The sequence below is a fragment of the Enterovirga rhinocerotis genome, from assembly GCF_004363955.1.
GTDB classification, from domain to species: Bacteria; Pseudomonadota; Alphaproteobacteria; order Rhizobiales; family Beijerinckiaceae; genus Enterovirga; species Enterovirga rhinocerotis.
On the sequence record NZ_SNZR01000011.1, the window covers coordinates 632,674 to 655,647 of the forward strand.

Here is a 22,974-nt window from a genome sequence, read left to right on the forward strand (position 1 = left end):
GCGGTCGCCCTATCGCAGGCTTGCTGCGAGCTCCACGAAATCGCTCACGACGTGATCCCAAGCGCCGGTCGGCTCGAGATCTGTCGCCTGCGTCGGCCCGTGCTCCGTCGGCCGCCGCACGAACGCGGTCCGAAGACCCACGGAGGCCGCAGCGGCGAGATCGTCGTTGTGGGCGGCCACCATCATGCATTCCGACGGCGCCAGGCCCAGGACCTCGGCGGTATCGAGATAGGCTCGCGGATCGGGTTTGTAGGCTCGCACCACCTCTGCGCCCAGGATGCAGTCCCAGGGCAGCCCTGCGCGCTTCGCCATGTTGGTCAGGAGCGCGATGTTGCCGTTGGAGAGGGGAGCGACGACGAACCGCTCGCGCAGCCGCCTCAAACCCTCGATGGCGTCCGGCCAGGGATCGAGCCGATGCCAGGCCCGCGTGAGATCGTCCAACTCCCCGGCGGGCAACTCACCGGGTTCCGCGCCCCACGCGACGAGGAGATCCTCCAGATTCTCGCGATGGATCACGTCGAGCCGGACGAAGGAACGCTCGCCGGCGCGCACGCGCTGCATCGCCGGCTGGTAGCGTTCGCGCCACCCGTCGGCGAAGTCCTCCGCGCGTCCGGATATGCCGTGGCGCGAGAGGAACGGGGCGACCTCGCGCACGATGCCCGCGCGCCAGTCGACGACAGTCCCGAAGGTGTCGAAGAGGAGCGCGCGGACGGCGTGACCCGCGGCGGAGGGGTGGGTCGCAGACCTCACAGCTTGCAACCGGTGCTCCCCTCGGGAGGTGTCACCTCGGCGGCCGGGATGCGGCGAACGAGCTTGTACAGGTCCCACGGTCCCTTGGATTCTGCAGGCGCCTTGACCTCGAAGAGGTAGAAGTCGTGCACGATCCGGCCGTCCTTCCGGGCCTGGCCGTTTTGGATCATGAAATCGTTGATCGGCGTCGCCCTCATTTTCTCCGCGACCACCTCCGCGTCCTTGGTGGCCGCCGCCGCGATGGCCTTCAGGTAATGCGTCGTGCCGCTGTAGATCGCGGCGTGGGCCATGGACGGCATGGCGCCTCCGGAGCGTTCCGCGAAACGCTTCGACCAGGCCCGCGTCTCGTCCGTCAGATCCCAGTAGAAGGATTCTGTCAGCAGCAGGCCCTGCGAGCGTTCGAGGCCGAGGCTCTTGATGTCCGTGACGAAGGCCAGCATCGCCACCAGGCGCGCCTTGCCGGACGTCACGCCGAACTCGATGGCCTGCTTGATCGAGTTGGTCGTGTCGGTGCCGGAATTCGCCAGCGCGATCACGTCGGCCTGCGCGGCTTGTGCCTGCAGCAGGAACGACGAGAAGTCGGACGTCAGATAGGGATGGCGCGCTTCGCCGACGATCTTGCCACCGTTGGCCGTCACGACGGCCTTGCTCTCGTTCGCCAGCGAGTGACCGAAGGCGACGTCGGCGGTGAGGAAGTACCAGTTCTTCAGGCCGCTTTTCGCGACCGTCGCGGCCGTGCCCTTCGCCAGCACCGACGTGTCGTAGGCCCATTGGAAGGTGGTCCCGGAGCAGTGCTTCCCCGTCAGGTCGGCGAGGCCCGACGATGCGATGATCATCATCTTCTTTCGCTCGCGAACGAGCTCCTGCAGGCCGAGCGCGACGGAGGACGGCACGGGATCGAGGATCGCGTCGACCTTATCGACATCGAACCAACGCCGGGCGATGCCGCTCGCGATGTCCGGCTTGTTCTGACTGTCGGCCGAAACCAGCGTGATCGGCTTGCCGAGCACCGAGCCGCCGAAATCGTCGATGGCCATCTGGGCCGCGATGATGGACCCCTTGCCGCCGAGATCCGCGAACGCGCCGCTGAGATCATTCAACACGCCGAGTTTGAGACCGTCCTCTTGCTGCGCGTGCACAGGCAGCAACGCCGCGCATGTGAATAGAACGGCACAGGCAATCCCCGTGATCCGCGCCGACGTCGTACCCATGCGTTTCCTCACCGAACTCAGACGGGCTATGCTCCGCCGTCTTGTCAGGCCTATATTCGAAGACGGAGACGAAGACCAAGGCCCCAGCTCCGACGCATCATGGCGGTGGTCCGGAGATAGCCTTGGGCGCCTTGCTGGTTCCTGCCAGGTCGCGCTCCGCAAACTTCCCTTCGTCGTCTCGTGAGGCGAGCGTCCGGTCGGCGCTGACGGGCGGCCTGGTCGCTTCGTCCCGCTCGCCGCGTCACGGCACGCCGACGGCCCTCGGGGTAGGGATCGTCGCATGGCCGAGAGCCGTTCGCGCGCCGGCGGGGCGGCGCGCGTGGTCCTGGTGCCGCTCGTGGCGATGCAGGCTGCGCATCGGGTCCGGCATGCCGCGCTCCAACCCTGCCTGCATCTTCGGATCGGCTGCGAAGAGAGCCGCCAGATAGCGGGCGACGCTGCGGATGCGCTGAGCGTATTGCAGGTCGCAATGGACGTTGATCCAGAGATCGCGGGTCGTCGACACCGCCTCCGGCAGGACCTGGACGAGATCGGTCCGGCCCTCGACGGCGAATTCGGGCAGCAGAACGAGGCCGGCCCCGCCCGCGGCCGCGTTCATCTGCGCGATCATGCTGTTCGAGTGAAAGACGACGTCAGGTTGCTCGACGACGTCGTCGAGCCATTTCACCGCGTCGACCTGGATCAGGTCCTCGATATACGAGACGTAGACGTGGTTCGCGAGGTCGGCCTCGCAGGTGGGAACGCCCCGTTCCGCCAGGTAGCCGGGACTGCCGTAGAGGTAGAGCCGGAACCGGCCGACATGGCTCGAGATCAGGCCTCGCCCGTCGGGCCGGAAGAAGCTCAGGAAGAGATCCGCCTCGCGCCGGTTCACGTAGACCGTCTGCGGCGAGGTCACGAGCTCGAGCTGCACGCAGGGATGCTTTTGCTTCAGATCGGCCAGCCGGCGCGCGAGATAGAGCGAAGCGATGCCTTCCATCGTGGCGAGCCGAACCCGGCCGGCGATGGCCTCGTCCTCGTCCGAGATGTCCTCCTGCAGCGCGATGACCGCGCTTTCCACGCGCTCGGCATGGCGCAGGAGGCGCTCTCCGAGATCCGTCAGCCGCAACCCGTTCGTCTGGCGCGAGAACAGGGCGGAGCCGAGCGAGGATTCGAGCTGCGCCACGCGGCGGCTCACGGTCGACTGGTCGATCCGCAACCGCTTCGCGGCCGCGCTCAGATTGCCGGCCCGCGCCGTTTGGACGAAGACCTTGAGGTTATCCCAGTCGAAGCTCTCGAACGATGCCATGACGGGGCTCCAGCAAGAACCGAACCAGCCTGCGGCGGCGCCGGGGAATCCGCAAGGAGCTTTGCGAAAATGGGCATAGGAGCGCCGCCGAGCGGCCTGTTACGCCTTGTCCATGCAGACCCCCTTCAAGGCTGCGGCGATCCATGCCGCCCCCGTCTTCCTCGATCGGAAACAGACGACCGAGAAGGCCGTCTCGCTCATGCGGGAGGCGGCGCGCAACGGCGCCTCGCTCGTCGCATTTCCCGAGACCTTCATCCCCGCCTTCCCGGTCTGGGCGGCGCTCTGGGCACCGATCGACAATCACGACCTGTTCGAGCGGATGTGCGCGGAATCGGTGTTCGTGGACGGACCCGAGATCGGCAGGCTTCGGGCCGAGGCGCGCGATCTCGGCATCGTCGTCTCGATGGGGATCAGCGAGCGGTCCCGGGCGAGCGGCGGCGCGATCTGGAACTCGAACGTCATCATCGGCCATGACGGCGCGCTGCTGAACCTGCACCGCAAGCTCGTCCCGACCTTCTACGAAAAGCTGATCTGGGCGGCGGGAGACGGCGCGGGCCTGCGCGTCGTCGACACGACGGTCGGGCGGATCGGCCAGCTCATCTGCGGCGAGAACACCAACCCGCTCGCCCGCTACGCGCTGATGGCCCAGGGCGAGCAGCTCCACATCTCGACCTGGCCGCCGATCTGGCCGACGCGCCGCCCGGCCGGAGGCGGCAATTTCGACAACGTCGCCGCGAACCGCATCCGCGCGGCCGCCCATTGCTTCGAGGCCAAGGTCTTCGGCCTCGTGACGGCCGGCGTGCTCGACAAGGCCGCCCGCGACTTCCTCGTCGACCGCGATCCGTCGATCGCGGAGGTGGTCGACCGGACGCCTCCGGCCGCGTCGTTCTTCGTCGATCCCACGGGCGCGCAGATCGGGGAGGCGCTCCAGGCCGACGAGGGCATCGTCTACGCGCAGATCGACCTCGCGGCCTGCATCGAGCCGAAGCAGTTCCACGACGTCGTCGGCTACTACAACCGTTTCGACATCTTCGACGTCTCGATCGACCGTCGCCGCCTCGCGCCCGCGGCCTTCCGCGGCGAGGGGCACCGCTCCGAGCCGTTCGTCGAGGACACGGCGGACCGCCTCCTGCCTTCGGAGCTCGCATGATCCCCTCGGACAAGCATCTCACGATCGGCTCGCTCCTGTTCGACGGGATCGACCAGATCGACTTCACCGGGCCGTTCGAGGTCTTCTCGCGGCTGCCGAACTCGACCTTCCGCAGCTATGCCAAGACCCTCGATCCCGTCACGGACATGAAGGGCCTGCGCATCCTGCCCGATGCGACGCTCGACGAGGCGGGCCAGCTCGACATCGTCCACGTGCCGGGCGGGTTCGGACAGGAAGGGGTCATGGAGGACGAGGCCATCCTCGGATGGCTGCGGCGCCAGGCCGAAGGCGCCACGCTGGTCTATTCCGTGTGCACGGGTGCGCTCGTCTGCGGCGCGGCGGGCCTGCTCAAGGGGCGGCGTTCGACCACCCATTGGGCATCCTTCCATCTCCTGCCCTGGTTCGGGGCGATCCCGGTCGACGAACGGGTCGTCATCGACGGCGCCTTCGCCTCGGCCGCCGGCGTGACCGCCGGGATCGACGGGGCGCTGCGCGTCGCCGCTCTCCTGCGCGGCGATGCGGTCGCCCAGTCGATCCAGCTCTACATGCAATATGCGCCGGAGCCCCCCTTCGAGGCGGGGACCCCCGCGACGGCCCCGGCCGCGATCCTGGACGCGATGCGCGGCTCGATCGCCGGGATGACCGCCCAGCGCGCAGCGACCGCCCGTCGCGTCGCCGAGCGCCTCGGCATCGAGCCGCCCGAGCCCGCGGCCTGACCATCCCTCGTTCTGCGGCCCGCAATGTGCATAGCGGCCGCGCCTCCCATCCCCGCACCACCCCGCAGGAGTGATTTCATGGAATTCGATCGTCGCCGCCTCGTCCTCGGAAGCATCGCCGGAGCGGCCGGCTCGTCGCTGGGGCTGCCGGCCCTCGCCCAGGCGCCCGCCAAGGTCGGGAACTTCCCCGAGGGCGTCGGCGCGGATTCCGTCTTCGTCGGCCTCACCATCCCGCTGACCGGCATCTTCGCGGCGGACGGGCAGGACGAGAAGCTCGGCTACGAGCTCGCGATCGCGCAGATCAATGAGGGCGGGGATATCGCCAAGGCGTGGGGCCTCAAGGGCAAGGGCGTTCTCGGCAAGCAGATCCGCTACCGGGTCGCCGACACCGAAGGCAAGCCGAACGTCGCGGTCCAGTCCGCCACCCAGTTCTTCCAGCGCGACAAGGCCATCATGATCTCGGGCTCGGTCTCGAGCGCCGAGGCCATCGCCCTCGCCGAACTCGCGAACCGCGAGAAGATCCTCTACCTCGTCGGCGTCGCCGGAGCGAACGAGGTCACGGGCAAGAACTGCCAGCGCTACAGCTTCCGCGTCCAGCACAACGCCTTCTCGGGCTCCAAGGCCCTCGCGCCGGTGATCGCGAAGTCGCTCGGCAAGAACATCAAGACTGCCTTCCTCGTCCCCGACTACACCTACGGCCACAGCGTCTACGAGAGCTTCGCCCGCTTCTCGAAGGAGCAGGGCTGGACCCAGGTCGCGAAGGAAATGGTCCCGCTCGGCACGAGCGACTATTCCTCGGCGCTCCTCAACATCGCCAATAGCGGCGCCGACGTCTTCGTGAACGTCGCCTTCGGCGCGGATGCCGTCGCCTCGACCAAGCAGGCCGAGCAGTTCGGCGTCCTCAAGCGCATGAAGCTGGCGGTGCCGAACCTCTCCGGCTTCCAGGACAAGGAGCTCGGCGCCGAGATCATGCAGGGCGTCTACGGCACCTGCGAGTTCTGGTGGAGCCTCGCGGACAGGAACCCGCTCGCCAAGTCCTTCGTCGAGAGCTTCGTCGCCAAGAACAAGTACCATCCGCGCTGGGCGGCCCATGTCGGCTACACCCAGGCCTTCCTCTGGGCGCTGACGGTCGAGCGGGCCGGCTCGTTCAACCCGATCGAGGTCATCAAGGCCTACGAATCCTCGAAGGCGAACCCCTACGAATCCACGCTCGGCAAGATCTATTTCCGGGCCGAGGACCATCAGGCGGTGCGACCGGTCGCGGTGCTTCGCGGCAAGGCTCCGGCCGCCATGAAGGGCCCGGAGGATTTCTACGACGTGATCGATCTCGTCGCGGGCGAAGAGGTGGCGAGCCCGCCGGACGCGCTCGGCTGCAAGCTCGGCCCGGTCTGAGGAGCCTCACGTGCCGAGTTGGGCCACACTCCTCTCGCAGGCCTTCAACGGCCTCGCGCTCGGATCGCTGCTCGCCCTCGTGTCGAGCGGCCTCACGATCATTCTGGGCACGCTCGGCGTGCTCAACTTCGCCCACGGTGCCCTCTTCACCGTGGGCGCCTACGCCATCTTCGTCGCCTTCCAATACACCTCGTCGTTCTTCCTCGCGGTGGCGATGGGCTCCGTCTTCATGCTCGTGCTCGGGATCCTGCTCGAGCGCGTCATCGTCCGCCTCTTCTACGACCGCCCGCACGAGGACCAGATCCTCGTCACCTACGGGGTCGGCATCGTGCTCGTTGAGGTGCTCCGCAACGTCTTCGGCAGCCATGCCCAGCGCGTGCCCGTCCCGTCCTGGGGGACGGGCGTCACCGAGATGGGCTTCCTGATGTACCCGACCTACCGGCTCCAGCTCATCGGCATGGTCGCCGCGATCCTCCTGGCGCTCTACCTCATCCTCTACCGGACCTCGCTCGGCCTCGTCGTGCGGGCGGGGATCGAGAATCCCGGCATGGTCGGCATTCTCGGCATCGACGTGAAGCGCACTTTCCTCGTCGTCTTCGCGGTCGGCTGCGTCGCCGTCGGCCTCGCCGGCATGCTGTACGCGCCGGTGGTCGCCGTCTCGCCCGACATGGGCGCGACCTTCATGGTGCAGTCCTTCGTGGTGATCGTGCTCGGGGGGCTCGGCTCCTTTCCCGGCGCCGTCGTCGGCGGGCTGATCGCGGGCGAGATCATCAGCATCACGAGCGCGTTCAACTCCGCCTATTCGGACGTGATGCTCTACGGGCTGATGGCGCTCGTCCTCGTCCTGCGGCCGCAGGGCCTCTTCGGCTCCGAGGGGCGGGTATGACCAGGAACCTTCCCCCGGCGCTCCGCGCCGTCCTGCCCGAGACGATCCTCGTCCTCGTCCTGGTCGCGGCACCGCTTCTCCTGCCCCCGTTGGGCTTCTCCTACGACCTCCTGTCGCGGGTACTGAACTGGGGCCTCCTCGGCCTCGGCTTCGACATCCTCTTCGGCCTGACCGGTCTCCTGTCCTTCGGCCAGGCCGCCTTCTACGGCGTCGGCGGCTTCGTGACGGCCTATCTCCTCGTCTCGGGCAAGGTCGCGAGCGTCTGGCTCGCCCTCGCCATCGGGACGGCGGCGGCGGGTCTGTTCGGCCTCTTCGTCGGCTGGCTCGCCGTGCGGCGGATCGGCATCTACTTCACGATGATCACGCTCGCCTTCGCGCAGATGGCCTATTTCATCGAGAACTCGCCCCTGTCCGACTATACGGGCGGCGAGAACGGGATCGCGGGCGTGCCGCAGCCGAAGCTCGGCTTCGGCGAGAGCGCGCTCACGATCTCGGCCGGCCTGCCGATGTACGCGCTCCTCGCGGTTGCGTTCGTCATCGGCTTCGCGCTGGCGCGCCGCATCGTGATGTCGCCGGTGGGCTCGATCCTGCTCGCCATCCGCGAGAACACGCCGCGCGTCGCGATGCTCGGCCACGACGTGTCGGCCTACAAGCTCGCCGCCTTCGTGATCGCCGCGCTCTATGCCGGCCTCGCGGGGGGCATGCTGGGCTCGTTCCAGAGCTACATGCCGCCGGACGCCTTCTCGCTGGAGACCTCGGGGCAGCTCGTCGTCCAGACCATCGTCGGCGGCGTCGGCACGCTGATCGGACCGCTCGTCGGCGCCGCGATCTGGCTCTGGCTGCGCGACAACCTCCAGGTCATCCCCGGCCTCGGCGCGCTGTGGAAGCTCGTCCTCGGCATCGCCTTCATCGGGCTCGTGATCTGGCTGCGGCGGGGCATCTGCGGCGAGATCATCCACCGGATGAACAAGCGTCGCGAGGCGGCGGCCGTGAAGGCGGCCCAGGCCCGCACCGAGGCGATCGAGCTGTCGGAAGCCGGATCCGCGGCGGGGGAGCCCGCTTCCGAGCCGGCGCCCGTGACCGTGCGCGACATCGTGCTGCCGCTTGCGCCACCGTCCCGGGGCAGCGGCGACGTCGCCCTCGCGACGAGCGGTCTCTCCCGCCATTACGGGGGGCTGAAGGCGGTCGACGACGTCTCCTTCGAGATCCGGCGCGGCACCATCCACGCCGTGATCGGACCGAACGGCGCGGGCAAGAGCACGCTGTTCAAGATGCTGCTCGACGAGGTCTCGCCGAGTGCGGGCGAGGTACGCCTGTTCGGCGAGCGCATCACCGGGCTCGGCGTCACCCGCACGGCACAGCTCGGCATCGCCAAGAGCAACCAGCTGAACCAGCTCTTCCCGAACCTCACCGTCCGTCAGAGCCTGCGCGTCGCCGCGCTGGCCCGAAGCCGGGGCCGCATGAAGCTCGATCTGATCCGCCGATCCGGCAGCCTGCCGGAGGTCGAGGCCCAGGTCGAGACGGTCATCGACTCGCTCGGCCTGCGCGAGAGGGCCGAGACGCCGGCCCACATCCTCGCCTATGGCGAGAAACGGCGGCTCGAGATCGGCATGGCGCTCGCGACGAGCCCGAACGTGCTGCTGCTCGACGAGCCGCTCGCCGGGATGAGCCCCGTCGAGCGCCTCGCGACCCGGGACCTGATCCGCTCGATCGCCAAGTCCCGCACGCTGGTCATCGTCGAGCACGATCTCGACGCGATCTTCCAACTCGCCGACCGCATCACCGTTCTCTACGAGGGGCGCCTCCTCGCGGACGGGAGCGCGGAGGACGTGGCACGCAACCAGGCCGTCCAGGACGCCTATCTCGGAGGGCTGCACTCATGAGCCTGCTCGAGGTCGAGCGCATCAATGCGCTCTACGGGGACTCTCACGTCCTGTTCGATCTCTCGATCCATGTGAACGAGAAGGAGGTCGTGGCGTTGCTGGGCCGGAACGGCGCCGGCAAGACGACGACGTTGCGCACCATCATGGGCGTCCTCTCGCCGCGGAGCGGCGAGATCAGGCTCGACGGCAAGCCGATCAGCGGCCTGCCGCCTTCGGCCATCGCCCGCGTCGGGGTGCAACTCGTGCCCGAGGAGCGGGCGATCTTCGGCGGCCTCACCGTGGAGGAGAACCTTCGGCTCGCCGCGCTGACGGCTCCGAAGCCCTGGCCGCTCGACCGCGTCTACGAGGTCTTCCCGCGCCTCAAGGAGCGCAGGACCTCCCGGGGGCGCACGCTCTCGGGCGGCGAGCAGCAGATGCTGTCGATCGGCCGCGCGCTCATCCGCGACCCGCGCATCATCCTGATGGACGAGCCCTTCGAGGGGCTCGCCCCGCTGATCGTGCGCGACCTCGTCAATGTCAGCCGGGCGCTGGCGGCGGAGGGGCGCACGATGATCGTGGTGGAGCAGAACGTCGCCGCCGCGCTCAGCTTCGCCGATCGGGTCTACGGCCTCAATAACGGGCACGTCGTCTACGAGGGCAGCGCGAAGGAGCTCCAGGCCGAGCCCGAGCGGATGGCCTCGTTCATCGGCGTCGGCCTGCACGGATAGGTCCGGCCCGCCATCGGGCCGATCGGAGACCGGATGGGCCGGGTACGGCGCGATCGCGCCGCGCCCGGCTTCATGTCGCGGGGCTCCCTCGTCCGCCACCCGTTCGGTGGCGGTCAGCCCGCGCCGTCCGGGCGATCCTGATCCCGCGCGGTCCGCGCCCGCCGCTGGAAGTCCTCTCGGATCGCCTCGAGCCTGCTCTCGTCGAGCTCCTCGAGGTCCATCAGCTCCTGCCGCGCCCCCTCCACCTTCGAGAGCAATTCGTCGAGCTTGATCTGGATCGCGGCGGTGTCGCGGTTCTGGCTGTTCTGGATGATGAAGACCATCAGGAAGGTGACGATGGTGGTCGAGGTGTTGATCACCAGCTGCCAGGTATCGTTGAAGCCGAAGACGGGGCCGGACACCGCCCAGACGACGATCAGCCCCGCTGCCGCGAAGAAGGTGGCCGGTTTTCCAGCCCAGCGCGAGACGGCCTGCGAGAGCCGCGTGAAGAGGGAGGCCCGCCGGCCGAGGGCGCCCGACAGACGTTGATCGCTGGTCATGACATTCGACGCCCGTTGATTCCCCGCGATTCGTTCAGCCTCAACAGCATCGCGTGCGGCCGGTTCCCGGCCTGCGCAGGGGCGCGCTCGCGACGGGACGCGCGTCGGCTCCACGGCCTGGCGAGGCGGGCGGGGGTGCGGAGGCGTGAACGAGGGTTTAGACAATCGATGAGATGGACGAGGCCGGACGATGCGCGAAGCGGAGCGCGCGTCGCTTTCGGACGCGGGGATGCGAAGGCCGAGCGATCGATATCGGGATCTGCTAACTCTCCGGCGTCCCGAGCGAGCGTTGTCGGTCGCGACCGATCACGAGGGGGCTTTGGCGGCATTGCGTATCGAGCGTCGGTTTCGACTGGCAGCAGGCATCGCGATCGCATGCCTGTTCGTGCTGGGCGTCGCCCTGACGGCACAGTCCCATCAGCGGTTTCGACGCGCCGCCAGCTCCATCCTCGATCTCAAGGATTTCCGCGTTCTCCTGGACGTCGCCAACAGGATCGCGGCGGAAAGCAGCCCCGCGCATAATGCGATGGCCGAACCGGTCCCGACCGCGGAGGTGCGGGCGGCCCTCGATCAGGTCCGGGCCCATGTCGACAAGGGGCTCGCTCACGCTCGGGACGCGATCGACAGAGACCCGCACGAAGGCTGGCGGATCTCGCTTCGGGCGGCCGAGACCGATCTGGCCGTTGCGCGTCGGCTGGTCGACGAAATCCGCGCGGCGCCCGCCGACACGCGGACGCTCGCGTCGATCGAGGTCGGTATCCAGGGCATGTTCCGGGCCGGGGACAGCTTCCGTGACCTCGTCCGGCATCGGGCGAGCCACCTGCTCCAGGCGCATGAGGATCTCTTCCCCGCGATCTTCATGGGAATGGCGCTGCTCGAGTTCAGGGACCATGCGGGCCGATCGGCGGCGAGCCTGGTCGGGCCTCTCGCGCTTCGCCAGCCCATCCCGCTCCAGAACCTGGCTGCGTTGCGCCGCGCGGAAGGCCGGCTGGCGGGACTCTGGAACCTGACCGAGGTGCCGAACGCACTCCTGGACAGTCAGCCGGGATTGAGGCGCCTGAGGCAGGAAACGGAGCAGAAGTTCCTCGGCGAGGGATTGGCCTTCGTCGGGGCGATCGTCGACGAGGGGCGCGGGTCCGGAGAGTACTCCGTCGACGTGACCGAATACACGCGCAGGATCGTCGAGACGTTCCAGCCCATCCTGAGGCTGCAGGGCGCCACGATCGACGCCGCCGAGGCGAAGCTCGCGCGCAAGCGGGACCTCGCGCTGCTCATGGCCGGGTTGACGATGTCCGTCGTGCTCGGGCTGGTGATCGTGGCGGTGGGGGCCATCCTGTATGTGCAGCGGCGGCTTCTGAAGCCGCTGATCCAGGCCCGCGACGACGTGGTCGCCCTGGCCCACGAGCGCAGCCCGGCCGGCCGGGACGCCGCATCGTACGCCCGGGAGTTCTCCGACCTTTTCGATGCGATCGACGTGCTGGACGCTCATCTGCAGGAGCGCCGGGCCATGACGCGCGAATTGCGACGCGCCGCGCTGGTCGACGGGCTGACGGGCCTGATGAACCGCCGTGCACTGGAGGACGAGATCGCGCGGCTCGCCAAAGCCGACCTCATCGGGAAGACCTGCCTCATCCTGATCGACGTCGACAATTTCAAGACGATCAACGACCGCTTCGGCCATGCTGCGGGCGATCAGGTGGCGCGCTGGGTGGCGGTGCAGATCAGGTCCCGCGTCCGGGCCTCGGACAAGGTCGCCCGGTTCGGCGGCGACGAATTCGCGGTGCTGATCGGCGATGCCTCTCTCGCCGACGCCGCGGCGGTGGCGGAGGATCTGTGCCGTACCCTGTCGGCGGCACCGCTGGACCTGTCCGGCGGCCAGGAGGTTCGTGTGACCGCGAGTTTCGGCGTCGGCTCGGACGCCGCGACGTGGGAGGATCTGCTCGAACGGGCCGATTCCGCTCTGTACCGGTCGAAGAACGAGGGGCGGAACAGGGTTCGGGTGTGGTCGGGTTCCTGACGTCGTTTCCGCCCTCGCGGCGCGCGCCTTGCTCGACAGGGGCTTCCGATTGCTGTATGGCGGCCCATCTTCCACGCGGATGAATGTGATGTGCGCGGTCGACCTCGTGGTCGCCGCGCCCTCCCGGTTGGTCCGACGGTTCAAGAGGCACGGCCAAGGCACATGGCTAAGCTAGATGCGGCTCCGCAGGGCGCCGTCCAGAAGAAAAAGCGACGGGTCACGCCGATCGAGTTCCTGGGGCAGGTCCGCTCCGAGGGCGAGAAGGTTACGTGGCCGACGCGTAAGGAGACGATGATCACGAGCGCCATGGTGTTCGTGATGGCGATCCTCGCCTCGATCTTCTTCCTCATCGCGGATTTCGTCATGCAGAAGGCTGTCGGCCTCGTGCTCGGCATCGGGAGCTGAGGCCATGGCCAAGCGCTGGTACATCGTTCACGCCTACTCGAATTTCGAGAACAAGGTCGCCCAGTCGATCAAGGACCAGGCCGAGCAGCGCAATCTCGTCGACAAGTTCGACGAGGTGCTCGTGCCGATGGAGAAGGTCGTCGAGGTCCGCCGCGGCCGGAAGGTCGATACGGAGCGGAAGTTCTTCCCCGGCTACGTGCTGGTGAAGTGCGACCTGACCGACGAGGTCTACCACCTCATCAAGAACACCCCGAAGGTCACGGGCTTTCTCGGAGCCGACAAGGCGAAGCCGGTGCCGATCCCGGATGCCGAGGCCGAGCGCATCAAGGGCCAGGTGGCCGAGGGAATCGAGCGGCCCAAGCCCTCGATCCATTTCGAGATCGGCGAGACGGTCCGCGTCGCCGACGGCCCCTTTGCCTCGTTCAACGGCACGGTCGAGGAGGTCGACGAGGCCCGCGCCCGCGTCAAGGTCGCCGTCTCGATCTTCGGCCGCGCGACGCCGGTCGAGCTCGAATACGGGCAGGTCGAGAAGCAGTGAGGTTGCCTCTCCCGAGAGGGAGAGGTCGAGTCGGCGCATGGCGCCGACCGGGTGAGGGCAAGTCCCTTTCGGATAGGGCTCGCCCCTCACCCTAGCCCTCTCCTGCTCGGGAGAGGGAACGCGTCGTGTTTCTACGCGACGCAAACCCGCGGGAGATCCCGCCCGGTCGCCAGCCGGGCCCATGAATGGGATCGCACCGCGGCTTCTGAAACGCCGCGAGCCGGACCGGCAGTCCGGGGAGGGGCACATTCGGGAGTTTCCCAGTGGCCAAGAAGATTACCGGCTACATCAAGCTGCAGGTGCCGGCCGGCGCCGCCAACCCGTCGCCGCCCATCGGTCCGGCGCTCGGTCAGCGCGGCTTGAACATCATGGAGTTCTGCAAGGCCTTCAACGCGAAGACCCAGCAGCTCGAGAAGGGCATGCCGATCCCGGTCGTGATCACGGCCTATCAGGATCGCTCCTTCACCTTCGAGATGAAGCAGCCGCCCGTCACGTTCTTCCTCAAGCGCGCCGCCGGTCTCAAGATCGGCAAGAAGCCCGCTTCCGGCTCGAAGACGCCCGGCAAGGGTGCCTCGGCCGGCTCGATCACCGAGGCGCAGCTTCGCGAGATCGCCGAGAAGAAGATGGTCGACATGAACTGCGAGTCGGTCGATGCGGCGGTCGCCATGATCCGGGGTTCCGCCCGGTCCATGGGTCTCGAGATCACGGGCTGAGGAGGGCGATATGGCTAAGGCTGGAAAGCGCATCCGCGCCGCCCGCGAGGGTGTCGACATCAACAAGCTCTACCCGCTCGACGAGGCGGTGGCGCTGATCAAGTCGCGTGCGAGCGCGAAGTTCGACGAGACGCTCGAGATCGCGATGAATCTCGGCGTCGATCCGCGTCACGCCGACCAGATGGTCCGCGGCGTCTGCAACCTGCCGAACGGCACGGGCCGTACGGTCCGCGTCGCGGTTTTCGCGCGCGGCGCCAAGGCCGACGAGGCCAAGGCGGCCGGTGCCGACATCGTCGGTGCGGAAGACCTGCTCGAGACCGTCCAGGGCGGCACGATCGATTTCGATCGCTGCATCGCGACCCCGGACATGATGGGCCTCGTCGGCCGCCTCGGTAAGGTGCTGGGCCCGCGCGGCCTGATGCCGAACCCGCGCGTCGGCACGGTCACGATGAACGTCACCCAGGCCGTCAAGGACGCCAAGGGCGGCGCCGTCGAGTTCCGCGTCGAGAAGGCCGGCATCGTGCATGGCGGCATCGGCAAGGTCTCGTTCGGCGACGACAAGCTGGCCGAGAACCTGCGCGCCTTCGTGGACGCGGTCGTCAAGGCCAAGCCCGCCGGCGCCAAGGGCACCTACCTCAAGGGCATCGCGGTCTCCTCGACCATGGGCCCCGGGGTCAAGGTCGACGTGGCCACCGTCACGGCCTGATGCTGAGCATGCCGCGGAAAAGTGGGTTCCGGTTTTCCGATCACGGCATGCGATCACGTTAAGCGAGAGCAGGCCGTCGTGTCCGTGACATGACGGCCTTCTCTGAACGGCTTCGAATCGAAAGGGCGCCGGCAGTGATGCCGGCGCCCTTTCTGTTTCCGGCTCCGTGCCGGCGCGGACGGGAGAGTCCCGCCGTCACTGCTTCGTGGCGGAGACCTTCACCTCGACGGGAATGTCGACCGACACCCACGATCCGCCCGCATCCGACGATTGGCCGATACCGAAATCCAGCCGGCGGAGCTGCGCGCGGCCCGACATCTCCGCCTTGTCGCCGTCGATCGTGAGCGTGAAGGGGAGCGTGACGGCCGCAGCCTTGCCGCGAAGGGTGAGGCTGCCATCCGCGACGTATTGGCCGGGCGCCTCACCCCGGCGGACCGCGGAGGTGGTGAAGGTCGCCTTCGCCGATGCCGCCGTGTCGAGCCAATCCTTCTGCGGCAGGGTCCGGTCGTAGGTCGCGTCGCCCGTCTTGGCCGAGGCGAGGTCGACGACGATCTCGATCTTCGCCGTCTCCGGGATGTCCGGATCGAAATCGATCGTGCCGGTCCATTTCTGGAAGACGCCCTTGAAGGCGCGCCCGGAATGCGTGCCCGAGAACGCGATCTCGCTCCGGCCCGGATCGATCAGCCAGGTCGCGGCGAGGGAGGAGGAGGCCCAGCCGCAGACGGAGGCGAAGACCAGGGCGGCGAGCGGGCGGGCAGACAGGCGCATCGGAGGATCTCGTCTGGTTCAGGAGGAGGCGGCGCCGCCGCCGAAGGGCAGCATGCGCCCGAGAAGGCCGTCGTGATCGACGAAGTGATGCTTGAGGGCCGCCGCGACGTGCAGGACGACGAGCGCTGCGGCGGAATAGGCCAGGACCTCGTGGCCGAGCTTGAAGCCCGCCTCGACGGACGCGGGATCGTCCTGCGGTCCGAGGACGGGCAGATGGGGCCATTCGAACAGCCCGAAGGGCACGGTCGGCAGCCCGAGCGGGCTCGCCGAGACCATGGCCCAGCCGAGGAGAGGCACCGCGAGGGTCAGGGCATAGAGCGCGACATGCGCCGCATGGGCGCCGAAGCGCTCGATCGGGCGCATATGGGCGGGGAGGGGAGGCGGCCGGTGGCCGAGACGCCAGCCGAGGCGTGCGAGGGTCAGCAGCAGCACGCACAGGCCGAACGCCTTGTGGAGCTGGTAGACGTCGTAGGCGACGGCCTGGCGCTGGGGATCGCGGATCGCGCCCGTCATCCACCAGCCCGAGGCGATCAGGCCGAGGACGAGGACGGCGATCGTCCAATGGAATGCGATGGCGAGCGCCGAATAGCGCGGGCCGTGGCCCGCGCTTGTCGTTCCCGAGGCCGGAGCGGTGTTCACGGCTGCTGGAACTCGGCCTCGATCGCGATCGACACGTCGTCGCCGATGAAGGGGATCATGGCGTCGAGACCGAATTCAGACCGCTTGACGACCCCGGTCGCCGAGAAGCCGAGGGCGGCCTTCTTGGTCATCGGATGCTCCTTGAACGATCCGTTGAAGGTCACGTCGAGCGTGACGGGCTTCGTGACGCCCATGAAGGTCAGATCGCCCGCCATGCGGCCGGTCTTGTCGCCCGTCTTCTCGAGCTTCGTCGACACGAACTTGATCTCGGGGAATTTCGCGACCTTGAAAAAGCGGGGATCGTCGCGAAGCTCCTGGTCGAAATCCTTCGGCGTCGTGAGATCGGTCTTGACCGAGGCGGGATCGACGCTCGCGGTGAGCTTGCTCTTCGTCGGATCCTTCGGGTCGTAGGTCAGCGTGGCGTCGAGCTTCGAGAAGCGCGCCGTGTAGTTCGACAGGCCGAGATGCTTCACGCGCCAGGTCAGGCTGGCATGGCTCGGGTCGAGCCGGTAGGTCCCGGCGGGCACGTCCGAGGGCGATTGCGCGAAAGCCGGACCGGCGAGGCCGAGCGTCGCGGCCAGGAGGATGGCTTTCATCGAATGCTTCATGATGGACCTTTCGTGATGGATGTGCGGGAGACGTCCGCACGGTCTCGGTATTCCGCTTCCCATGCCCGTCGCGGCCATGGGTGTGCTGCAACGCACCCTCGGACCCCGGCAACCGGTTCCGGGGCGCTGTCGAGACCATGGCGCGGGGGAGACCCGCAATTCCGGACTTGGCATCGCCTATGCAAGGCTATATGAGACGATTCATGTCTCTCAATTTAAGCGGTCGGCGGTTCATTCCGAACCGGTGATCGTTTTCGCATTCCAGCCGGGTTTCCGGTTGGATGGACGGCCGGCGGACCGAGAGGTTTCCTCTTTCATCCGATCCGGCCACGTCCTGTCCGAGACTGCAGGCGCGCGAAGGGCTTCGGCCCGGAGTGCTTAATATTCGCCTGCATAGACGGGGAAGCCGAATCACCGCCGCGGAGACGCGGCGGGTTGTAGACGGTTCGAACCATCTCGCCCAGCCTGGGGGTCTTCCAGGCGGGGTGGACAGGGCTCTCATCGTCGTTCGGGCAATCGCCCGGGCGGCATTCGTAGCCGGCGGACCGATCGATGGTCCGTCTAACGGAGTGAGCCAGTGGATAGAGCAGCGAAACGCGAGCTCGTCACGACGCTCAACGGCGTGTTTAGCGATACCGCCGTCGTCGTCGTGGCCCACTACAAAGGCCTCACCGTTGCCGACATGCAGAAGCTGCGCGCGCAGATGAAGCAGGCCGGCGCCACGGTGAAGGTCGCCAAGAACAGGCTCGCCAAGATCGCCCTCGAAGGCACGGACGTCGCGTCCATCGGGACCCTGATGAAGGGTCCCACCCTGATCGCCTATTCCAGCGATCCGGTCGCGGCGCCCAAGGTCGCCGTCGACTTCGCCAAGACCAACGACAAGCTGGTCATCCTCGGCGGAGCGATGGGTACGACCGCACTGGACCCGAACGGGGTGCGCTCGCTCGCGACGCTCCCCTCGCTCGACGAACTGCGCGGCAAGCTGGTCGGCCTCATCCAGGCCCCCGCTACCAAGCTCGCTCAGCTCGCCAACGCCCCCGCAGCGAAGCTCGCTCGGGTGTTCGGAGCCTATGCCGCGAAGGACGAGGCGGCCTGATCCCACCTCAACGCGACGCCGTGCGCTCTCGCGCGGCATCTGTTCGAACCGTTCAAGGATACCTACATTATGGCTGATCTTGCGAAAATCGTTGACGATCTGTCGTCGCTGACCGTGCTCGAGGCGGCTGAGCTCGCCAAGATGCTCGAAGAGAAGTGGGGCGTGTCGGCTGCGGCCGCCGTCGCCGTCGCCGGCCCCGCCGGTGGTGGCGCTGCCGCTCCGGCCGTCGAGGAGCAGACCGAGTTCACGGTCGTTCTCGCCGCCGCCGGCGACAAGAAGATCGAGGTCATCAAGGAGGTCCGCGCGATCACCGGCCTCGGCCTCAAGGAGGCCAAGGACCTGGTCGAAGGCGCTCCGAAGCCGGTCAAGGAAGGCGTGTCGAAGGACGACGCCGCCAAGCTCAAGGCCCAGCTCGAGAAGGCTGGCGCCAAGGTGGAGCTCAAGTAAGCCGACGGCGAGCTTGAGGACCATCCTCCGGCGGAGCGGAGCAGAGATCGAAAGGTCTCGCGCCGCTGCTCCGCCGCCCTCTGGATGGCCGGATCGAATCCGGCCATGACGGCGGGATAGGGATAGATAAGAACGGCGGTCTCGGGCTTCGCGCCCGGGGCCGCTCCGTCGTTTCCAAATCGCGGGAACGAAACGAAACCGAGGCGGGATACCGCCGACGTCTGACCCGGCGCCCCGACGATGCTTCGAGCGAGCATTTTCCGGGGCGCCCGGCCAGACGTTTCTGAGGACGAGGGCCAAATGGGCAGCACGCTGGCAGGGCGCAAGCGGATCCGTAAATTCTTCGGCAAGATCGCCGAAGTGGCCGAGATGCCGAACCTGATCGAGGTTCAGAAGGCCTCCTACGACCAGTTCCTGATGGTGGACGAGCCGAAGGGCGGACGTCCGGACGAGGGCCTGCAATCGGTCTTCAAGTCGGTCTTCCCGATCTCCGACTTCGCCTCGACCGCCTTGCTCGAATTCGTCAAGTACACCTTCGAGCCGCCGAAATACGACGTGGACGAGTGCCGTCAGCGCGGCATGACCTTCTCGGCGCCCCTCAAGGTGACGCTGCGCCTCATCGTGTTCGATGTCGATCCGGATACGCAGGCGAAGTCCGTCAAGGACATCAAGGAGCAGGACGTCTACATGGGCGAGATGCCGCTCATGACGGATAACGGCACCTTCATCGTCAACGGCACCGAGCGCGTCATCGTCTCGCAGATGCACCGCTCGCCGGGCGTGTTCTTCGACCACGACAAGGGCAAGACCCATTCGTCGGGCAAGCTGCTCTTCGCCGCCCGCATCATCCCCTATCGCGGCTCCTGGCTCGACATCGAGTTCGACGCCAAGGACATCGTGCATGCGCGCATCGACCGGAAGCGGAAGATCCCGGTCACGTCGCTGATGTACGCGCTCGGCCTCGATTCCGAGGAGATCCTCGAGCGCTTCTACGAGCGGGTCATCTACAGCCTCGACAAGAACGGCTGGCGCGCGCCCTTCGATCCCGAGAAGATGCGCGGCTTCAAGGCCGTGACCGACCTCATCGACGCCGATAGCGGCGAGGTCGTCCTCGAGGCCGGCAAGAAGCTGACCGTCCGTCAGGCGCGCCAGCTCGCCGAGAAGGGCCTCAAGGCCCTTCGCGTGACCGAGGAGGACGTCTACGGCCAGTACGTCGCCGAAGACCTCGTCAACATGAAGACGGGCGAGATCTATGCCGAGGCCGGCGAGGAGATCACCGAGAAGCTTCTCGCGGCGCTGACCGAAGCGGGCGTCGGGGAGATCCCGGTCCTCGACATCGACCACGTCAATGTCGGCCCCTACATCCGCAACACGCTCGCCGTCGACAAGAACATCGGCCGCGAGGGCGCTCTGTTCGACATCTACCGCGTCATGCGCCCCGGCGAGCCGCCGACGCTCGAGACGGCGGAGAACATGTTCAACTCGCTGTTCTTCGACGGCGAGCGCTACGACCTCTCGGCCGTCGGCCGGGTGAAGATGAACATGCGCCTCGACCTCGACGCGCCGGACACTCAGCGGACCCTGCGCCGCGAGGACATGCTCGCGGTCATCAAGGCGCTGGTCGACCTCCGCGACGGCAAGGGCGAGATCGACGACATCGACCACCTCGGCAACCGCCGGGTGCGCTCGGTCGGCGAGCTCATGGAGAACCAGTACCGCGTCGGCCTCCTGCGCATGGAGCGCGCGATCAAGGAGCGCATGTCCTCGGTCGATATCGACACGGTCATGCCGCAGGACCTGATCAACGCGAAGCCGGCGGCCGCCGCCGTGCGCGAGTTCTTCGGCTCCTCGCAGCTCTCGCAGTTTATGGACCAGACGAACCCGCTCTCGGAAGTCACGCACAAGCGTCGTCTTTCGGCGCTCGGCCCGGGCGGTCTGACGCGTGAGCGCGCCGGCTTCGAGGTGCGCGACGTGCACCCGACCCATTACGGCCGCATCTGCCCGATCGAGACGCCGGAAGGCCCGAATATCGGCCTCATCAACTCGCTCGCGACCTTCGCGCGCGTCAACAAGTACGGCTTCATCGAGACGCCCTTCCGCAAGGTGAAGGACGGGCAGGTGACGAGCGAGGTGATCTACCTCTCCGCGATGGAGGAGGCGAAGTATCACGTCGCGCAGGCCGACGCGGCCATGGACGGCAGCGGCCAGCTCACCGACGATCTCGTCGTCTGCCGCAAGGCGGGCGAGGTCGTGGTCGTGCCCGGCGACCGCGTCGATCTCATGGACGTTTCGCCGAAGCAGCTCGTCTCGGTCGCGGCCGCGCTCATCCCGTTCCTCGAGAACGACGACGCGAACCGCGCCCTCATGGGCTCGAACATGCAGCGTCAGGCCGTGCCGCTCGTGAAGGCGGATGCGCCCTTCGTCGGCACCGGCATGGAAGCGGTGGTCGCGCGCGATTCCGGCGCCGCCATCGGCGCGCGGCGCGCGGGCATCGTCGACCAGGTCGACGCGACCCGTATCGTCATCCGCGCCACCGGCGAGATGGACCCGACCCGTCCGGGCGTCGACATCTACCGGCTGCAGAAGTTCCAGCGCTCGAACCAGTCGACCTGCATCACGCAGAAGCCGCTGGTGCGCGTCGGCGACGTCGTGGGCAAGGGCGACATCATCGCCGACGGCCCCTCGACGGAGTTCGGCGAGCTGGCCCTCGGCCGGAACGTGCTCGTCGCGTTCATGCCGTGGAACGGCTACAACTTCGAGGACTCGATCCTGCTCTCCGAGCGGATCGTGAAGGACGACGTCTTCACCTCGATCCATATCGAGGAGTTTGAGGTCGCGGCGCGCGACACGAAGCTCGGGCCGGAGGAGATCACGCGCGACATTCCGAACGTGTCGGAAGAGGCGCTGAAGAACCTCGACGAGGCCGGGATCGTCTATATCGGCGCCGAGGTCCATGCCGGCGACATCCTCGTCGGCAAGATCACGCCGAAGGGTGAGAGCCCGATGACGCCGGAGGAGAAGCTCCTCCGCGCCATCTTCGGCGAGAAGGCGTCCGACGTCCGCGACACCTCGCTCCGCGTCCCGCCGGGCGTGACCGGCACCATCGTCGAGGTCCGCGTCTTCAACCGGCACGGCGTCGACAAGGACGAGCGCGCCCAGGCGATCGAGCGCGAGGAGATCGAGCGCCTCGCCAAGGACCGCGACGACGAGCAGTCGATCCTCGACCGCAACACCTATGCCCGCCTCGCCGAGGTGCTGGACGGGCAGCAGGGCGTCGCGGGGCCGAAGGGCTTCCGCAAGGACACGACCCTGAGCCGCGCGGTGCTCGACGAGTATCCGCGCTCCCAGTGGTGGCAGTTCGCCGTGCTCGACGACAAGACGATGATCGAGCTCGAGGCGATGCAGAAGCAGTACGACGAGTCGAAGAAGCGCCTCGAGCAGCGCTTCCTCGACAAGGTCGAGAAGCTGCAGCGCGGCGACGAGCTGCCGGCCGGCGTCATGAAGATGGTCAAGGTCTTCGTGGCGGTGAAGCGCAAGATCCAGCCGGGCGACAAGATGGCCGGCCGTCACGGCAACAAGGGCGTCGTGTCCAAGATCGTGCCGATCGAGGACATGCCGTTCCTGGAGGACGGGACGCATGCGGATATCGTGCTGAACCCGCTCGGCGTGCCCTCGCGCATGAATGTCGGGCAGATCCTCGAGACGCATCTCGGCTGGGCTGCCGCCGGCCTCGGCCGGCAGGTGTCCCAGGCCGTCGACGCCTATCAGAGGGCGCATGACGGTGCGCGCTTCCAGGCCCGGATGCGCGAGATCGTCGGCGAGGGTGCCTCGCTCGAGGGCATGTCGGATCAGGAGCTGGCCGAGATGGGCCAGAACCTGCGCCGCGGCGTGCCGATCGCGACGCCCGTCTTCAACGGCGCGAAGGAGATCGACATCGAGAACCTCCTGGAGCAGGCGGGTCTCGATCGGTCGGGTCAGTCGACGCTGTATGACGGACGCACGGGCGAGGCCTTCGACCGCAAGGTGACCGTCGGCTACATCTACATGCTGAAGCTGCACCACCTCGTCGACGACAAGATCCACGCCCGCTCGATCGGCCCGTATTCGCTCGTCACCCAGCAGCCGCTGGGCGGCAAGGCGCAGTTCGGCGGACAGCGCTTCGGCGAGATGGAGGTCTGGGCGCTCGAAGCCTACGGCGCGGCCTACACGCTGCAGGAGATGCTGACGGTGAAGTCGGACGACGTGGCCGGCCGCACGAAGGTCTACGAGGCCATCGTGCGCGGCGACGACGCCTTCGAATCCGGCATCCCGGAGAGCTTCAACGTGCTGGTCAAGGAGATGCGCTCCCTCGGCCTCAACGTCGAGCTCAACTCGGCGAAGAAGGGTCCGGGCGAACTGCCTCCGGCCGAAGCGGCCGAGTGACGGGCGACGCTCCGGCCGTCATTCCGGCCGGAGCGTAGCGGAGCGCCGGGACCGTCCGTCGCACGCTCTCGGAGAACGGTCCCGGGTCGCGCTCGG

Annotated in this window: 21 protein-coding genes; 14 read left to right on the plus strand and 7 right to left on the minus strand. The window is 67.6% G+C overall.

The genetic code is table 11. The annotated features are described in order from the left end of the window. Positions 1-9: 9 nt before the first annotated feature. The 3 genes from EV668_RS03545 to EV668_RS03555 all read right to left on the minus strand — a co-directional run bounded on the left by EV668_RS03545 (position 10) and on the right by EV668_RS03555 (position 3,246). A complete protein-coding gene (locus EV668_RS03545; RefSeq protein ID WP_133768455.1) occupies positions 10-750 on the minus strand; it encodes a haloacid dehalogenase type II in 741 nt (246 codons plus the stop codon). Beyond that, positions 747-2,123: an ABC transporter substrate-binding protein gene (locus tag EV668_RS03550; protein ID WP_245512815.1), complete on the minus strand. Its 1,377-nt coding sequence runs from the start codon at positions 2,121-2,123 to the stop codon at positions 747-749. The genes EV668_RS03545 and EV668_RS03550 overlap by 4 nt, the downstream gene beginning before the upstream one ends. A 79-nt stretch (positions 2,124-2,202) precedes the next feature. Further along, positions 2,203-3,246 (minus strand): LysR family transcriptional regulator, encoded by a 1,044-nt coding sequence (locus EV668_RS03555; RefSeq protein WP_133768457.1) that lies wholly within the window; start codon positions 3,244-3,246, stop codon positions 2,203-2,205. 112 nt (positions 3,247-3,358) lie between these two features. On the opposite strand from EV668_RS03555, the gene EV668_RS03560 reads away from it, so the two are divergent. The 6 genes from EV668_RS03560 (at position 3,359) to EV668_RS03585 (ending at position 9,980) form a co-directional block, all read left to right on the plus strand. Further along, positions 3,359-4,396, plus strand: a complete 1,038-nt coding sequence (locus EV668_RS03560; protein WP_133769961.1) for a carbon-nitrogen hydrolase family protein — start codon at positions 3,359-3,361, stop codon at positions 4,394-4,396. After that, entirely contained in the window at positions 4,393-5,112 is a 720-nt protein-coding gene (locus EV668_RS03565; protein ID WP_133768458.1) for a DJ-1/PfpI family protein, read from the plus strand. Before EV668_RS03560 ends, EV668_RS03565 begins: the two co-directional genes overlap by 4 nt. Positions 5,113-5,190: 78 nt before the next feature. Then, positions 5,191-6,504: an ABC transporter substrate-binding protein gene (locus EV668_RS03570; protein WP_133768459.1), complete on the plus strand. Its 1,314-nt coding sequence runs from the start codon at positions 5,191-5,193 to the stop codon at positions 6,502-6,504. A 10-nt stretch (positions 6,505-6,514) separates the two neighbouring features. Beyond that, the gene (locus tag EV668_RS03575; protein WP_133768460.1) at positions 6,515-7,390 is read left to right on the plus strand and encodes a branched-chain amino acid ABC transporter permease; all 876 of its coding nucleotides are present in this window, start codon (positions 6,515-6,517) and stop codon (positions 7,388-7,390) included. Beyond that, positions 7,387-9,273: a branched-chain amino acid ABC transporter ATP-binding protein/permease gene (locus EV668_RS03580; protein WP_133768461.1), complete on the plus strand. Its 1,887-nt coding sequence runs from the start codon at positions 7,387-7,389 to the stop codon at positions 9,271-9,273. The genes EV668_RS03575 and EV668_RS03580 overlap by 4 nt, the downstream gene beginning before the upstream one ends. Next, on the plus strand, positions 9,270-9,980 hold the full coding sequence (locus EV668_RS03585; protein WP_133768462.1) for an ABC transporter ATP-binding protein: 711 nt from the start codon (positions 9,270-9,272) through the stop codon (positions 9,978-9,980). Before EV668_RS03580 ends, EV668_RS03585 begins: the two co-directional genes overlap by 4 nt. Positions 9,981-10,093: 113 nt before the next feature. On the opposite strand, the gene EV668_RS03590 is transcribed toward EV668_RS03585, so the two are convergent. Then, positions 10,094-10,519: a low affinity iron permease family protein gene (locus tag EV668_RS03590; protein ID WP_133768463.1), complete on the minus strand. Its 426-nt coding sequence runs from the start codon at positions 10,517-10,519 to the stop codon at positions 10,094-10,096. A 289-nt stretch (positions 10,520-10,808) separates the two neighbouring features. Here EV668_RS03590 and EV668_RS03595 point away from each other — a divergent pair, with 289 nt between their 5' ends. The 5 genes from EV668_RS03595 to rplA all read left to right on the plus strand — a co-directional run bounded on the left by EV668_RS03595 (position 10,809) and on the right by rplA (position 14,898). After that, entirely contained in the window at positions 10,809-12,536 is a 1,728-nt protein-coding gene (locus EV668_RS03595; protein ID WP_133768464.1) for a GGDEF domain-containing protein, read from the plus strand. Between the two features lie 162 nt (positions 12,537-12,698). Then, the gene (gene secE, locus EV668_RS03600; RefSeq protein ID WP_133768465.1) at positions 12,699-12,941 is read left to right on the plus strand and encodes a preprotein translocase subunit SecE; all 243 of its coding nucleotides are present in this window, start codon (positions 12,699-12,701) and stop codon (positions 12,939-12,941) included. Positions 12,942-12,945: 4 nt separating this feature from the next. Beyond that, positions 12,946-13,479, plus strand: coding sequence for a transcription termination/antitermination protein NusG (gene nusG, locus EV668_RS03605; RefSeq protein WP_133768466.1), 534 nt, complete (start codon positions 12,946-12,948; stop codon positions 13,477-13,479). A 263-nt stretch (positions 13,480-13,742) separates the two neighbouring features. Continuing rightward, complete coding sequence (gene rplK, locus EV668_RS03610; RefSeq protein WP_133768467.1) at positions 13,743-14,192, plus strand: 50S ribosomal protein L11; 450 nt, start codon at positions 13,743-13,745, stop codon at positions 14,190-14,192. A 10-nt stretch (positions 14,193-14,202) separates the two neighbouring features. Next, positions 14,203-14,898, plus strand: a complete 696-nt coding sequence (rplA, locus tag EV668_RS03615) for a 50S ribosomal protein L1 (protein WP_133768468.1) — start codon at positions 14,203-14,205, stop codon at positions 14,896-14,898. A gap of 195 nt (positions 14,899-15,093) precedes the next feature. Here the strand turns inward: rplA and EV668_RS03620 are convergent, their stop codons facing one another. From EV668_RS03620 to EV668_RS03630, 3 genes are read right to left on the minus strand one after another with little or no spacing between them, the layout of a single operon-like run. Beyond that, positions 15,094-15,666: a YceI family protein gene (locus EV668_RS03620; RefSeq protein ID WP_133768469.1), complete on the minus strand. Its 573-nt coding sequence runs from the start codon at positions 15,664-15,666 to the stop codon at positions 15,094-15,096. A gap of 18 nt (positions 15,667-15,684) precedes the next feature. Next, positions 15,685-16,305 (minus strand): cytochrome b, encoded by a 621-nt coding sequence (locus EV668_RS03625; protein WP_133768470.1) that lies wholly within the window; start codon positions 16,303-16,305, stop codon positions 15,685-15,687. Then, entirely contained in the window at positions 16,302-16,901 is a 600-nt protein-coding gene (locus EV668_RS03630; protein WP_245512817.1) for a YceI family protein, read from the minus strand. The genes EV668_RS03625 and EV668_RS03630 overlap by 4 nt, the downstream gene beginning before the upstream one ends. 589 nt (positions 16,902-17,490) lie before the next feature. On the opposite strand from EV668_RS03630, the gene rplJ reads away from it, so the two are divergent. From rplJ to rpoB, 3 genes are all read left to right on the plus strand, one after another. Further along, positions 17,491-18,009, plus strand: a complete 519-nt coding sequence (gene rplJ / locus EV668_RS03635; RefSeq protein ID WP_133768472.1) for a 50S ribosomal protein L10 — start codon at positions 17,491-17,493, stop codon at positions 18,007-18,009. Positions 18,010-18,078: 69 nt separating this feature from the next. Next, entirely contained in the window at positions 18,079-18,456 is a 378-nt protein-coding gene (rplL, locus tag EV668_RS03640; RefSeq protein ID WP_133768473.1) for a 50S ribosomal protein L7/L12, read from the plus strand. A gap of 300 nt (positions 18,457-18,756) precedes the next feature. Further along, entirely contained in the window at positions 18,757-22,878 is a 4,122-nt protein-coding gene (gene rpoB / locus EV668_RS03645) for a DNA-directed RNA polymerase subunit beta (RefSeq protein ID WP_133768474.1), read from the plus strand. Positions 22,879-22,974: the final 96 nt, after the last annotated feature.